Source organism: Kribbella sp. NPDC043289 (genome assembly GCF_056436705.1).
The window spans coordinates 494086-507868 of record NZ_JBWKCB010000001.1 but is presented as its reverse complement, the minus strand read 5'-3'; the positions used below and the strand labels follow the sequence as shown (position 1 = coordinate 507868).

The 13783-nt window shown below is 70.5% G+C and carries 14 protein-coding genes; 7 read left to right on the top strand and 7 right to left on the bottom strand.

Annotation, left to right across the window (positions count from 1 at the left end):
- Position 1: 1 nt before the first annotated feature.
- Positions 2 to 907: a pyridoxal 5'-phosphate synthase lyase subunit PdxS gene (gene pdxS / locus AC0662_RS02375; protein ID WP_478297990.1), complete on the bottom strand. Its 906-nt coding sequence runs from the start codon at positions 905 to 907 to the stop codon at positions 2 to 4.
- 74 nt (positions 908 to 981) lie between these two features.
- Positions 982 to 2337: an aminotransferase-like domain-containing protein gene (locus tag AC0662_RS02370; protein WP_452196040.1), complete on the bottom strand. Its 1356-nt coding sequence runs from the start codon at positions 2335 to 2337 to the stop codon at positions 982 to 984.
- A 66-nt stretch (positions 2338 to 2403) separates the two neighbouring features.
- Here AC0662_RS02370 and AC0662_RS02365 point away from each other — a divergent pair, with 66 nt between their 5' ends.
- Entirely contained in the window at positions 2404 to 4059 is a 1656-nt protein-coding gene (locus AC0662_RS02365; protein ID WP_478297988.1) for a bifunctional 3'-5' exonuclease/DNA polymerase, read from the top strand.
- A 67-nt stretch (positions 4060 to 4126) separates the two neighbouring features.
- Here AC0662_RS02365 and AC0662_RS02360 read toward each other — a convergent pair whose 3' ends face one another.
- Together AC0662_RS02360 and AC0662_RS02355 are read right to left on the bottom strand one after the other, a co-directional pair.
- The gene (locus AC0662_RS02360; protein WP_478297986.1) at positions 4127 to 5077 is read right to left on the bottom strand and encodes an RNA polymerase subunit sigma-70; all 951 of its coding nucleotides are present in this window, start codon (positions 5075 to 5077) and stop codon (positions 4127 to 4129) included.
- A gap of 13 nt (positions 5078 to 5090) precedes the next feature.
- On the bottom strand, positions 5091 to 5585 hold the full coding sequence (locus AC0662_RS02355) for a hypothetical protein (RefSeq protein ID WP_478297984.1): 495 nt from the start codon (positions 5583 to 5585) through the stop codon (positions 5091 to 5093).
- Positions 5586 to 5671: 86 nt separating this feature from the next.
- Between AC0662_RS02355 and AC0662_RS02350 the strand changes: the two genes are divergently transcribed.
- Positions 5672 to 6427: an S-methyl-5'-thioadenosine phosphorylase gene (locus tag AC0662_RS02350; protein ID WP_478297982.1), complete on the top strand. Its 756-nt coding sequence runs from the start codon at positions 5672 to 5674 to the stop codon at positions 6425 to 6427.
- A complete protein-coding gene (locus AC0662_RS02345; RefSeq protein WP_478297980.1) occupies positions 6424 to 7440 on the top strand; it encodes an NAD-dependent epimerase/dehydratase family protein in 1017 nt (338 codons plus the stop codon). Before AC0662_RS02350 ends, AC0662_RS02345 begins: the two co-directional genes overlap by 4 nt.
- Here AC0662_RS02345 and AC0662_RS02340 read toward each other — a convergent pair.
- Together AC0662_RS02340 and AC0662_RS02335 are read right to left on the bottom strand one after the other, a co-directional pair.
- Entirely contained in the window at positions 7417 to 8577 is a 1161-nt protein-coding gene (locus AC0662_RS02340) for a sensor histidine kinase (protein ID WP_478297978.1), read from the bottom strand. The genes AC0662_RS02345 and AC0662_RS02340 overlap by 24 nt on opposite strands.
- Positions 8577 to 9272, bottom strand: a complete 696-nt coding sequence (locus AC0662_RS02335; RefSeq protein ID WP_452196033.1) for a response regulator transcription factor — start codon at positions 9270 to 9272, stop codon at positions 8577 to 8579. The genes AC0662_RS02340 and AC0662_RS02335 overlap by 1 nt, the downstream gene beginning before the upstream one ends.
- 122 nt (positions 9273 to 9394) lie before the next feature.
- Here AC0662_RS02335 and AC0662_RS02330 point away from each other — a divergent pair, with 122 nt between their 5' ends.
- The 4 genes from AC0662_RS02330 to AC0662_RS02315 are packed head-to-tail and all read left to right on the top strand — an operon-like array spanning position 9395 to position 13464.
- Entirely contained in the window at positions 9395 to 10045 is a 651-nt protein-coding gene (locus tag AC0662_RS02330) for a glycosyltransferase family 2 protein (protein ID WP_452196032.1), read from the top strand.
- Positions 10042 to 11298 (top strand): DUF2064 domain-containing protein, encoded by a 1257-nt coding sequence (locus tag AC0662_RS02325; protein ID WP_478297976.1) that lies wholly within the window; start codon positions 10042 to 10044, stop codon positions 11296 to 11298. Before AC0662_RS02330 ends, AC0662_RS02325 begins: the two co-directional genes overlap by 4 nt.
- Complete coding sequence (locus AC0662_RS02320) at positions 11298 to 12653, top strand: glycosyltransferase 87 family protein (protein WP_478297973.1); 1356 nt, start codon at positions 11298 to 11300, stop codon at positions 12651 to 12653. The genes AC0662_RS02325 and AC0662_RS02320 overlap by 1 nt, the downstream gene beginning before the upstream one ends.
- Positions 12610 to 13464 carry an ATP-grasp domain-containing protein gene (locus AC0662_RS02315; protein WP_478297971.1) on the top strand — a complete coding sequence of 285 codons (855 nt, stop codon included), beginning with the start codon at positions 12610 to 12612 and terminating at the stop codon, positions 13462 to 13464. The genes AC0662_RS02320 and AC0662_RS02315 overlap by 44 nt, the downstream gene beginning before the upstream one ends.
- Here AC0662_RS02315 and AC0662_RS02310 read toward each other — a convergent pair.
- Positions 13461 to 13721, bottom strand: a complete 261-nt coding sequence (locus AC0662_RS02310) for a WhiB family transcriptional regulator (protein ID WP_478297969.1) — start codon at positions 13719 to 13721, stop codon at positions 13461 to 13463. The two genes, AC0662_RS02315 and AC0662_RS02310, sit on opposite strands and share 4 nt — an antisense overlap.
- Positions 13722 to 13783 lie beyond the last annotated feature (62 nt).

The following is a 13783-nucleotide window of genomic DNA, read 5'->3' as shown; positions in this document are numbered from 1 at the left end:
GTTACCAGCCGCGCTCGGCGAGGCGGTGCGGCTGCGGGATCTCGTCGACGTTGATGCCGACCATCGCCTCGCCCAGACCGCGGGAAACCTTGGCGAGTACGTCGGGGTCGTCGTAGAACGTGGTGGCCTTGACGATCGCCTCGGCGCGCTGCGCCGGGTTGCCGGACTTGAAGATGCCCGAGCCGACGAACACGCCCTCGGCGCCGAGCTGCATCATCATCGCGGCGTCGGCCGGGGTGGCGATCCCGCCGGCGGTGAACAGCACCACCGGGAGCTTGCCGGCCAGCGCGACCTCCTTGACCAGCTCGTACGGCGCCTGCAGTTCCTTCGCGGCGACGTACAGCTCGTCCTCCGGCAGGCTCTGCAGCTTGCGGAGCTCCTGGCGGATCTGGCGCATGTGGGTGGTGGCGTTCGAGACGTCACCGGTGCCGGCCTCGCCCTTGGAGCGGATCATCGCCGCGCCCTCGGTGATCCGGCGCAGCGCCTCACCCAGGTTGGTCGCGCCACAGACGAAGGGAACGGTGAAGTTCCACTTGTCGATGTGGTTCGCGTAGTCGGCCGGGGTGAGCACCTCGGACTCGTCGATGTAGTCCACCCCGAGGCTCTGCAGCACCTGTGCCTCGACGAAGTGACCGATCCGGGCCTTGGCCATCACCGGGATCGACACCGCGTGGATGATGCTGTCGATCATGTCCGGGTCGCTCATCCGGGAGACGCCGCCCTGGGCGCGGATGTCGGCCGGGACCCGCTCCAGCGCCATCACCGCGACCGCGCCGGCGTCCTCGGCGATCTTGGCCTGCTCAGCGGTGACGACGTCCATGATCACGCCGCCCTTGAGCATCTCCGCCATCCCGCGCTTCACCTTGGCGGTGCCGGTCTCCGGCTGCGGGGTCTGGTTCTCGGTCACTGCATTCCTCCTGGTGGTGGGGCTCGCTGTCCAGATTAGGAGCTACCGGGCACCAGACTTCAGTCCACTCCGGATCAAGTGGACTGACTCATCGCCTCCCCCAGTCGCGCGACCACCAGCCGGAGCGTGGCCGGCGGGGCCGTGAACGGGATCCGGATGTGCCGCCGGTCGGTCCCGTCCGGCGTGAACAGGTCACCGGCGCCGAGCAGCAGGCCCTGTTCCCGGGCCGCCTCCAGCACACGGCGCGCTCTGGTCTCGGTCAGCTCGAGCCACAGCGTCATACCGCCTGTGGGCGTGGCCCATGCCACACCGTTGAGCGATTTCAGTCCGGTCTCCAGAGCCGCCAGATTGGCGCGCAGCCGGGTACGCCGTCTGCTGATCACCTTGTCGAGCTTCTGGACGATCGCCCGCGCCAGCAGGTCGTCCAGCGCACTCGGTGACGCCACGCTGAGCTGTGCGGCCGTGTTGATGCGCCTGCGGAGCTGCTTGCCGGTGCGGACCCACCCGACGCGCAGTCCGCCCCAGACCGTCTTGGAGAGCGAGCCGACGCTGACCGTGCGCGGGTAGCGGCTCAATGGGTCAGCCTGGTCACCACTGGCCAGCCAGAGTGGTCGCATCGTCTCGTCGCTGATCAGCGCAGCGCCGTACCTGCGGGCAATCTCCACGACGGCCTGGCGTCGATCGGCGGGGAGGCTCAGGCCGGTTGGGTTGTGGTTGTCGGCCTGGAGGTAGATGACCTTCGGGCGGTGCCGTCGGCAGAGGTGCGCGAGCTGGTCGGTGTCCCAGACGCCGGCGGGCCAGCCTGCTACGTCCAGGCGGTGCTTCCGCAGCAGATCAAAGGCAGCCGGGTACGTCGGGGTCTCGGTGATCGCTACGCCTGGTCCGAGGTCCAGACCGGCCAGTGCCGCGTTCAGTCCGGCTGCTGCGCCGACTGTGAGGGTCAGCTGGTCCGGTTCGGTCGGCACGCCCTCTCTGGTGAGCCGCTCGGCCAGGGCGGCCCTCAGCTCTTGCGAGCCGCCAGGTGGTGGACCGTCGCCGCCCATCGCTTGCGGCAGCTCGTCCTGCATGATCTGCGCCACCGCCTCGGCCACGTCATGCGGCGCCGCGGTCGTCGCGAAGCGGAGGTCCAGCACCGGCTGGTCTCCCGCCGTCACCGTGGACGCGGGCGCCACCGGGTCCAGCAACCTGTCCAGCGGCCGCACGACGGTGCCTGAGCCCCGCTTGGTCTCCAGTACGCCGTCCCGCCGCAGGTTCTCCAACGCGCGGACGACCGTCACGCGACTCACCCCGAGCCGCTCCGCGAGCACCCGCTCCGACGGCAACCGGGAACCGATCGACAGGTCACCCCGCTCGATCCGCCGGAGCACCAGCCCCTCGACCTGCTCGGTCTTCGTCCCGTCCGCCGACTCCAGATCCCCCACCCGCCACATAAGTCCAGCCTCCCACAACTGGCCTCATGGTCTCCCAGTGTCGGTGGGGGATGTGAGGATTTGGACATGGACGAGCGGTGGGCGATTGCCCCGGAGGACGGGGGTGGGGCGACGCTTGTCGCGCTGCATCCGGACGGGCAGCCGGCCGGCGAGATCCGGCACGAGCCCGATCTGGCCACGGCCGTCGCCTCCCGGCCGCAGGTGACTCGCTGGGTCTGGCGCTCGTCCGCGGAGATCTACCCGCGGCTGCTCACCGCCGGCGTGCGGGTCGAGCGCTGCTACGACCTCGAGAACACCGAGGGCCTTCTGCTCGGCCACGAGGGCCGGCTCGGCGAGCCACGCTCCGCGGCCGCCGCCTGGGCCCGGCTGAGCGGTGCCCCGGTCCCACCCGATCCGCCGTTGCGCGCCGTCGTACCGGGTGAGCAGTCGTCGCTGTTCGACATCCCGGCGGAGCCGATCCCGTTCCAGGCGCTCTTGAGGGTGTACGCCGACCAGCTCCGCCGGCACGCCCTCGCGGAGTACCCGGATCGCATGCGGTTGCTCACGGCATCGGAATCGTCGGCGATGCTGATCGCCGCCGAGATGGACCGCGCGGGGTTGCCGTGGAGTGCGGACGCGCATCGTGAGGTGCTGAGCGAGCTGCTCGGCGAACGGTTCGGCGGGACGGGTGAGCCGCGGCGGTTGACCGAGCTCGCCGACGAGATCTCGGCGGCGTTCGGGCATCGGGTGCGGCCGGAGCTGCCCGCCGACGTACTGAAGGCGTTCAAGCAGGCCGGGTACCAGGTGAAGACGACGCGGCGGTGGGAGCTGGAGCACATCGACCATCCGGCCGTGCCGCCGCTGATCGAGTACAAGAAGCTCTACCGGATCTACACGGCGAACGGCTGGAGCTGGTTGCACGACTGGGTGCACGACGGGCGGTTCCGGCCCGGGTTCGTGCCGGGTGGGACGGTTTCGGGGCGGTGGATCACCAACGGTGGTGGAGGTCTGCAGATCCCGAAGGTGATCCGGCGGGCGGTGGTCGCCGACCCGGGCTGGCGGCTGGTCGTCGCGGACGCGTCGCAGCTCGAGCCGCGGATCCTCGCCGCGATCTCCCGCGATCCCGCGCTGATGGAGGTCGCGAGCGACGCCGGCGATCTGTACAAGGCGGTCTCGGATCGCGCGTTCTCGGGTGACCGCGCGCAGGCGAAGATCGCCGTACTGGGTGCGATCTACGGGCAGACGTCGGGCGACGGCCTGAAGAACCTGGCGATGCTCCGCAAACGATTCCCCCGAGCGGTCGCGTACGTCGACGACGCCGCGCGCCTCGGTGAGGAGGGCCGGCTCGTACGGACGTACCTCGGCCGCACCTGCCCACCGGCCGGTCACGCGCTCGACGCCGCGCTCCTCGAAGGCCCTGCCGCGGACGTCCCCGAGACCGACCCGCGGCACGCCCGCGCCCGCGGTCGCTTCACCCGCAACTTCGTCGTCCAGGGTTCCGCCGCGGACTGGGCGCTGCTGATGCTCGCCGCGTTGCGTCAGGCGCTCACGCCGCTCAAGGCCGAGCTCGTCTTCTTCCAGCACGACGAGGTCATCGTGCACTGCCCCGCCGACGAGGCCGCCACGGTCACCGAAGCGATCCAGTCCGCCAGCGACCGCGCCGGCACACTCACCTTCGGTCCGACCCCCACCAACTTCGCCTTCACCACCGCAACCGTCCAGACCTACGCCGACGCCAAGTAGCCGTCCCCCGTGGCACACCGCAAACGCAAAACCCCGAGCGAAAACGGCGTCTGCCCCTTCCCTTCCGTCACAGGGTTTCCGGGAGGTTGTAGGGGTGGGGGTTGGTGGTTTCGAAGGCGGTTATTTCGGCTATGCGGCCGGACTCGAGGCGGAAGATGTCGAGGGCGAAGAGGTGGTAGGTGGTTGCGGTTGGAGGTTTGAGGTAGGCGGCGAGGGTTGGCTGGCGGTTGACCCTCGTGGGGAGGAAGCGCCAGTGGCCGCGGTAGGCGGGGGTCAGGTTGGGGGTGAGCGATCGGAGGGCGTCGGTGCGGCCTTCGAACCAGAAGGGGTACGGCGGCATGGTGATGCGGATGTCCTCGTGCATCAGGGCCGCCAGCGCTGACGGGTCGCCGGCGTCCCAGGCGGTCATGTAGCGGTGCAGGAGTTTGCGTTCGTCGTCGGATGAGTCGCGGGCGGACCATTCGGCGCGGTGCGGTGGTACGTGCTCGCGGAGGACCGGGCGGGCGCGTTGCAGGGCGGAGTTGACGGCTGCCACGGACAGGTCGACGGCCGCGGCGGTCTCGCGGGCGGACCAGCCCAGGACGTCACGGAAGATCAATACGGCGCGCTGCCGCGGTGGCAGGTGCTGGATGGCGATCAGGAACGCGAGCTCGATCGTCTCGCGCCGAATCGTCACCGAGTCCGGCTCCTCAGCACGATCCAGCAGTACGTCGGGAAACGGCTGCAGCCACGGCACGTCCTCCCGCGCCGGCAACGCGATGGCAGGAAACGACGCAGGCTCCAACTGATACGGCAGCACCCGCCGAGGACGCCGTACGTCGATGCACGCGTTGGTCGCGATCCGGTACAGCCAGGCCCGCACCGACGACCGCCCCTCGAAGTCGTCGAGCCCCCGCCACGCCCGCAGGAACGTCTCCTGCACCAGGTCCTCGGCCTCGTCGTACGACCCGAGCATCCGGTAGCAGTGCACCCGCAGCTCGTGCCGGTACCGCTCGACGTCCTCCTCGAAGCCGCTCACATCCGCCCTCTCCTCAGTCGCCGTCCTCGAGCTCGATCGTGGCAGGCATCGAGGCTCGGCCGGCCAGCCGGAACCACAGGACCAGCCGGCGCTGCCGGAGGTCCCGGGTCGAGACTACGACGTCATTGTGGAAGCGCCGGGCGAGTTGGACGCGGCGCATGGCGAGGTTCAATTCGCCGGCCCACGGCTCGACATCGGTGCCGGTGGCATGGACCGCGCGGGTGAGCGCCGACTCCGCCTGCTCACGTGCCTCCATCGGGTCCAGCGAGGCGGCCCGGGCCCGGTGTGCGGCGTCGAGCAGCAGCAGGGACGACGCCGGGTCGAGAATGCCGGCGCCGGCCAACTCGGCGACCAACGCGGAGCGCTGGGCCAGTTCCTTGTCCAGCGACGCCCGGGCGAGGGCGACCCGGGTATGGAGACGATCGATCCGCCCGGCCGTCCAGCTCGCGTAGGCGCCGAACAGCAGCAGCACCACGCCGACTGCGAGCAGCGCCCAGGAGATCTCCACGCCCCCATTCGATCACCCCTTACGGAGCGCTGACGGTCCGGCCGGATCCCGTAGTCGCGGCGCGGAACGGCACTAGCGTCGTCGCTATGGCTGACATCGGCGTGATCGGCGGCTCCGGTTTCTACACGTTCCTGTCCGACACGGAGACCGTCCCGGTCGACACCCCGTTCGGCGCGCCCAGTGCGGCGCCGGTGGTCGGGGATCTCGACGGGCGGCAGGTCGCGTTCATCCCGCGGCACGGCATCGACCACCAGTTCCCGCCGCACCGGGTCAACTATCGCGCCAACTTGTGGGCGCTCCGCGAGCTCGGCGTCCGCCAGGTCCTCGCCCCGTGCGCGGTCGGCTCGCTGAAACCCGAGCTCACCCCAGGCACGTTCGTCGTCCCCGATCAGTACGTCGACCGCACCTGGGGCCGCGAGCACACGGTGTACGACGAAGCGCCGGTCGTCCACACCTCGGCGGCCGACCCGTACTGTCCCGTAGGCCGGGCCACGGTGATTGCCACCGGCAACGTCGTACCCGAGGGGACGATGGTGGTGATCAACGGCCCGCGGTTCTCGACTCGCGCCGAGTCGCAGTGGCACGCCGCGCAAGGCTGGTCGGTGGTCGGCATGACGGGCGCTCCCGAGGCGGCGATCGCCCGCGAGCTCGGCCTGTGTTACACGTCGATCGCCGTCGTCACCGACCACGACGCGGGCATCGAGAGCGGCAGTGGCGTGACGCAGGCCGAGGTGTTCGCTGCGTTCGAGCACAGCATCGAGCGCTTGCGAGGGCTGCTCCAGGACGTGATCGGTCAGCTCCCGAAACCGGACGCGGACTGCACCTGCCGGGACGCGCGATGAGAGTTCTGCTCACCGGCGGCGCCGGCTTCATCGGCACCCACGTCCACGCCCAACTCCTTGCCGAGGGCCACGAAGTCACGGTCCTCGACTCGTTCCGTCCGGACGTCCACGCGCACCGCCCGGAGCCCCGCCCCGGCCTGATCGTCGGCGACATCCGCGACCAACGAACCTTCAACGGCATCGACACCGTCATCCATCTGGCCGCGAAGGTGGGACTAGGCGTCAATCTCGACGACATCGACGACTACGTCTCCACCAACAGCCTCGGTACGGCGGTCCTCCTGAAGTCCCTCGGCACCATCCGGAACCTCGTCTACGCGAGCTCGATGGTCGTGTACGGCGAAGGTCGCTACGACTGCCCCACCCACGGACAGGTCGCGCCGGGACCACGCCGTACCGAGGACCTCGACAACGGCCGTTTCGAACCGCCCTGCCCGTACTGCGGTGCGCCGCTGGAACCAGGACTCGTCACCGAGGACGCCGTACCGGATCCGCGGAACGCCTACGCGGCCAGCAAACTGAACGGCGAGCACCTCGCCGCCACCTGGGCCCGCGAAACGGGCGGGCGGGTCACGGCGCTGCGCTTCCACAATGTCTACGGCCCCGGCATGCCGCGCAACACGCCGTACGCCGGGGTCGCCGCGATCTTCCGCTCCGCCCTCGAACGCGGGGAGACGCCCCGGGTCTTCGAGGACGGCGGCCAGCGCCGCGACTTCGTTCACGTCCGCGACATCGCAACTGCCGTCACGCTGTCGACCGCCGCGCTACCGGATCAGCCCTCGTTCCGGGCATACAACGTCGGCAGCGGAACCGTCACCACGATCGGTGAGGTCGCCGCTGAGCTGTCCCGGGCGTACGGCGGCGCACCGCCGATCGTCACCGGCGAGTACCGCCTCGGCGACGTCCGCCACATCACCGCGTCGTCGGACCGCCTCAAGCACGAGCTGGGCTGGAAGCCGGCGTACGACCTGACCGCGGGTCTCTCGGACCTACTCGGCTCGGCTGCCGGCTGAGGCCGGAAGGTCGATCTGGAACGCACAGCCACCGTCGACATTGCTGACGGCAATCTTCCCCTCGTGGGACTCGACGACACCCCGCGCGATCGCCAGCCCGAGACCGCCGCCACTCGAGCGGCCCTCGGCAGCCGAAGGGGTCCGCTGCTCGTCGCCACGCCAGCCGACATCGAACACCCGCTCCAGATCGTCGGCCGGAATCCCACCGCACCCGTCGGTGACCGCGAGCTTGACCCGCCCGTCGGGCTCACGATCGACCGACACCGTGACCGTACCACCCGCGGCCGTATGCCGGATCGCGTTGCCCACCAGGTTCGTCACCGCGCGGGTCAACTCGTCCGGATCACCTTGCACCGCGAGCCGATCGTCGTCGTGCGGCGTCGACACCGCCAGCCGGACGCCCTCCGCCCGCGCGTGCTCGTTGTTCTCCCCCGCGACGTCCTCGGCCAGCTCCCGCAGACTGACCGCCGACCGCCGCCGCGGCAGCGGATCCGCCGACAACCGGGACAGCTCGAACAAGTCGTCCACCAGTCCGGTCATTCGATCCACCGTCGACCGCATCTGCCGCAACGCACCCGGTACGTCGTCGATCACGCCGTCCTCGAGCCCCTCGGAGACCGCTCGCAACCCGGCCAGCGGCGTCCGCAGGTCGTGGGACATGAACGCCACGAGCTCCCGCCGGCTCGCCTCCAGCGCCCGCTCCCGATCGTGCGACGCAGCGAGTTTCTGCCGGGTCATCTCCAGTTCGTTCGTCAGATCCGCGAGCTCGGCAGGCACAGCCCCAGCCGCAGCCTCGGTCGGCTCGTAGGACGTCCCGAGCTGCCGCAACCGCCGGCCGACATCCCGCGACCCGCTGCTGATCCACTGCCCGAGCAGCAGCGACATCACCAGACCGAGCAGGGACGCGAACGCCAGCGTCCACAACACGACCCACGAGTCGTGCTCGGAGATGAACATCGCCCGGACGCTCTGCAGCACGGCGGCCAGCGCGGCCGCCATCGGTGCCAGGCCGGCAACGATCACTGTCACGCGCAACGAGCGCCGCCGGAACTGCCACAGCACCGCCGCCCCGATCGCCGCGACCACCAAGGTCCACAGCGTGGTGAGCGCCAGGATCGTGGCCATGTCCTTGTTCATCAGGCGTCACCGGCGAACAGGTACCCGGTCCGCGGCACGGTCAGGACCAGCTTCGGGTCGGACGGGTCGACCTCGATCTTCTCCCGCAGCCGCCGCACGTGCACGGTGACGGTCGAGGAGTCGCCGAAGTCCCAGCCCCACACCCGGCGCAGCAGCTCGGCCTTGGTGTAGGCCTTGCCGGCGTGCGCGACCAGGTACGCGAGCAGGTCGAACTCGCGGTGCGTCAGCGACAGCTCCGCGTCGTTCAGGAACGCCCGCCGCGCCGCGGTGTCGACCATCACCGGCCCGGCGCTCAGCTTGGTCGGCGTCAGGTCCAGCCCGGCCAGCCGCTCCTCGCGCCGGACCATCGCCTGCACCCGCAACGTCAGCTCGCGCGGGCTGAACGGCTTGACCACGTAGTCGTCCGCGCCGACCTCGAGGCCGACCAGCCGGTCCTCCTCCTCGCCGCGCGCGGACAACATGATCACCGCCGCGCTGTCGTCTGCGGCGCGCATCCGGCGCAGTACCTCGAGACCGGACAGACCGGGCAGCATCACGTCCAGCACGACGACAGACGGCTTCCACTGCTGCCAGACCTCGACGGCCGAGACGCCGTCCGCCACCACGCGGGCGTCGTACCCGGCCTTGGTCAGGTACGCCGAGACGACATTGGACACGGTCGGGTCGTCATCGACGACGAGCACACGAGTAGCCACGCTCAGAGCGTAGATCCTCCCCGTGGTCGCGAGCCGCATCAGCACCGTCCCGCAGTACGCCGTAAGCAACCCGTAGCCAGGAACCGGCGCCGCGATAGGGCCCGCGTCCTTACCGTCGAAGAATGTCCGTCGATCTCGTCCTGCCGTGCCTGAACGAGGCGGCCGCCCTGCCCTGGATCCTCGAACGTCTCCCGCCCGGCGTCCGGGCCGTCGTCGTCGACAACGGCTCGACCGACGGTTCCCCCGAGATCGCGGCAGCTCTTGGCGCCACCGTCGTACGGTGCCCGGTCAAGGGGTACGGCGCCGCGTGTCACGCCGGTCTGGAGGCTGCCGAGGCCGACGTGGTCGCGGTGATGGACGCCGACGCGTCCCTCGATCCGCGACAGCTCGTCCGGGTCATTGCTCCGGTCGTCGCCGGGCACTGGGATCTCGTCCTCGGTCGGCGCCGCCCGGTCTCGCGGCAGGTGTGGCCGTGGCATCTCCGGCTCGCGAACGCGGAACTGTCGCGCCGGATCAGGCGGCGTACCGGTGTTGCGCTGCACGATCTCGGTCCGATGCGCGCGGCCCGCCGTACGGCGCTCCTCGCTCTCGGTCTCGCCGACCGCCGGTCCGGGTACCCGTTGGAGACCGTGGTCCGCGCCGCCGACGCCGGCTGGCGGATCGCCGAGGTCGACGTCGACTACCTGCCGCGCTCGGGTCGCTCGAAGGTCACCGGTACGCCGCTCGGCGCGGCGCGAGCGGTGCTCGACATGTCGAAGGTGCTGGTCCGATGACGCGCGGCACGCTGATCGTCATCGCGAAGGAGCCCGTGCCGGGGCGGGTGAAGACCCGGCTGCAGACCGAGTTCACCGCGCACGAGGCGGCCGCACTGGCCCGGGCGTCGCTCGTCGACACGCTGAGTGCGGTCCGGTCGGCACCCGCGTCGCGGCGGGTCCTCGCGCTCGAGGGTGATCCGGGTCCCTGGCTGCCGGCCGGGTTCGACGTCGTCGGCCAGCGCGGCGCGGGACTCGACGAACGGCTCGCCGCCGCGTTCGAGGACGCGTACGACGGCTCGCCGATGCTGCTCGTCGGGATGGACACACCGCAGCTCCGGCCCGAACTGCTCGACTTCCACTGGTTCGGGTACGACGCTGTGCTCGGGCTGACCGAGGACGGCGGGTACTGGTGTCTCGGGCTCCGTGTCCCGGATCGTCGCGCGCTGGTCGGCGTACCGATGTCGACCGATCACACCGGGCTCGATCAGCTGCGGCGACTCGAGTCACTCGGACTGCGGGTGCTGATGCTGCCGACGCTGCGGGACATGGACACGCCACGCGACGCGGCGCACCTCGCGGCCGAGTTCCCGGCGTTGCGCGTCTCGCGGCTGTACCGACGGCTGCAGCACGCGGCGCATCCGGGACTGCTGTTCGAGCAGGCGCTCGGCGGTACGGCGCATGTTGTTGCTACCGGCATCGATGGGCGGACGCTGCCGTCGCTGTCGGAGCTGGACCGCTGGCAGGCGCCCGCCGACGAGGTCGATCGGTTGGCGTTGAGCCGCTGCGAAGGTCCCGTGCTCGACATTGGGTGCGGGCCGGGGCGGATTGTGACCGCGCTGGCGGAGCGTGGGATTCCGGCCCTCGGGGTCGACGTGTCGCCGCGGGCAATCTCGTTGACGACCTCCCGCGGCGCGGCCGCGCTGCATCGGCCGGTGCAGGACCGGCTGCCGGGCGAGGGGCGTTGGGGCAGCGTGCTGCTGATGGACGGGAACATCGGGATCGGCGGCGCCCCCGTCGACCTGCTCCGCCGGTGCGCCGAACTGGTCCGCCCCGACGGGATCGTCCTCGTCGAGGTGGATCCCAACGACGAACTCGACGACACCGCACCGATCGTGCTGCGCAGCTCCACCGGCCGCCACTCGCTACCGTTGCCCTGGGCAAGAGTAGGCGCCCGCGCCCTGATCGCCCACGCCCGGACCGCACGCCTGTACCCCACCGAGGACTGGCGAGCCGGCCACCGAGCCTTCCTCACCCTCCGCCGAACCGCGTGATGCGCATACTCGCCGGCATCGTCGCGGTAGCAGCCTCTGCCGCAGCCATCGGCGCCGCGTACCTCGACTGGTGGCCGAATGTGGTGCTCGTAACCGGGAGCCTGCTGGTACTCGCGGTGGTGTGGCGGTTCGGGCGTGGATTGAGTCTCGCCGCGGTGGTGATCGTTGCCGGGCTGTGTCAGGTGCCGGGGTTGCTACACGCGCCGATCACGAGCACGGATGCCTATCGGTACGTGTGGGACGGCCGCGTGCAGTTGTCCGGGCACTCGCCGTACGCGCATGTGCCCTTGGACGACTCGCTGGCGCGGCTGCGAGACCCGAAGCTCTTCCCTGGCCTGTCACCTACTGATCGCTCCGGGATCACCGGGATCCCCGCGGATGCGGCCCAGCAACCAGTCGACGACGCGCGGACGCGGATCAACCGACCGGCAGTGCCGACCATCTACCCACCGGTCGCCGAGGCGTACTTCGCCGTGGTCGCGCTCGTCACTCCGTGGTCCGCGGGCACGCTGGGACTCCAGATCGCGGCGGCATTGCTCGCGATCGCACTCACCTGGCTACTCGCCGTACAGAACCCACGCTGGGCCGCCTTGTGGGGTTGGTCACCGATCGTCGCTCTGGAGGCAGGCAACGCTGCCCATATCGACGTCCTCGCCGCCCTGCTGATCACGGCCGCCGTCGTCAGCACCGCACGCCGCCCGAAACTCGCCGCCGTCCTACTCGGGGCGGCCGGCAGCGTCAAACTCCTCCCCCTGTTGCTGCTCCCCGCGTTCCGCACCCGACGGCCGATGCTTGCCGTCGGCACCTTCATTGCGTCGTACCTCCCGCACGTCCTTGCCGTCGGCATCTTGGTACTCGGGTTCCTGCCCGGCTACCTGGACCAGGAAGGGTTCGAGGACGGCAGCTCGCGATCGGCGATTCTCGCGCTCCTGCTGCCTCCTGGGCCCCGCCAACTCGTCGCCGCGGTCCTCGCCCTGGCCCTCGCCGCACTCGCCTTCCACCGCACCCGGCGCGACCCGATCGCCCTCACCTGCTGCTGGCTGTACGGCGCGGCGCTGCTGATCGCCACACCGACGTACCCGTGGTACGGCCTCCCGCTGATCGCCCTCGCGGCACTCGCCCGCCGCCCCGAGTGGATCGCCGTACCGCTCGCCTCGTACGTCGCCTACGCGAGCTTCGGGCACGAGACGCGGCAGGGCCTGAGCTACCTCGGCGCGGCTGTCATCGTTGTCATCGCCGTCACGATCCGTCATCGAATGGTTGCGGAATCAGGTTTGACTGCACCGCCCCTCCGCGCCAACACTGTCGGGCGTGACGAAACGCATCGCCCTCGCGACGTCGGCCGAACTCGCTGAGTTGCACCCGCACGAACACCCCCTCCTGGACGCCCTCCGCGCCGCGGGCCTCGACCCGGTGGTCGAGGTCTGGACCGACCCGTCGGTCGCCTGGTCCGCCTACGACGCGGTCCTGCTGCGCACGGTGTGGGACTACTTCCTGCGCTACGACGAGTTCACCGAGTGGCTGGCGCTGCTCGACAAGTCCGGCGTACCGGTGCTGAACGACGCGGGCCAGGTCCGCTGGAACAGCGACAAGCAGTACCTGCTGGAGCTGCGCGAGCAGGGCGTGTCGATCGTTCCGTCCCAGGTCGCGGCGGGCGCCTGCCTGCGCGAGGTCGTGGCCGGGCTGTCCGGCCAGGAGATCGTCGTGAAGCCGACCGTGAGCGGCAACGCGCTGCACACCGTCCGCGGCGTCGCGGGATCGCCCGAGCTGGAGCAGGCGCTCACCGAGCTGCCCGAGATCGTCTACCTCGTGCAGCCGTTCCTGCCGGAGATCCAGTCGGCCGGCGAGTGGTCGCTGCTGTTCTTCGACGGAGAGTTCAGCCACGCGGTGGTCAAGACGCCCGCGGCCGACGACTACCGGGTCCAGGAGTTCTACGGCGGTCAGGTGACCTTGACGGACCCGCCGCCGGCCGTCCTGGACAGCGCCCGCGCGGCGCTCGCGGCCGCCGGCCCGACGCCCACCTACGCCCGGGTCGACGGCGTCGTCGTCAACGACCGCTTCCTGCTGATGGAGATCGAGCTCATCGAGCCGTACCTGTTCCTGCCGCAGTTCCCGGCCGCGGCCGACAAGCTGGCCGCAGCGGTCGCGAGTCGGGTCGCCTCCTAGCTCGCCGCCGACTCCGGATGGCCGCGGCGACGCCCGTACAGCAGGGTCTCGCCCGCGGCCGTCCCGGTGAACTTCGTCCGGCGCGCCCAGTCCCGGCACTCGGCCAGCACCGGGCACGACGTCAGGCACAGCTCGCGCGCCTTGCGCTGCTCCCACCGCGACGCGTCCTCGTCGTACGCCGGCGCCTGGCCGATACACGCCGCCCGGCTCATCCACCGGTCGGCGGGATCCACGATCACGCTCAGCGTCGGCCTCATGACACCGACGGTAGATCCCCGTGGACCGGCCCCGGTCTTTGTCTCGCAATCTGATCGACTTA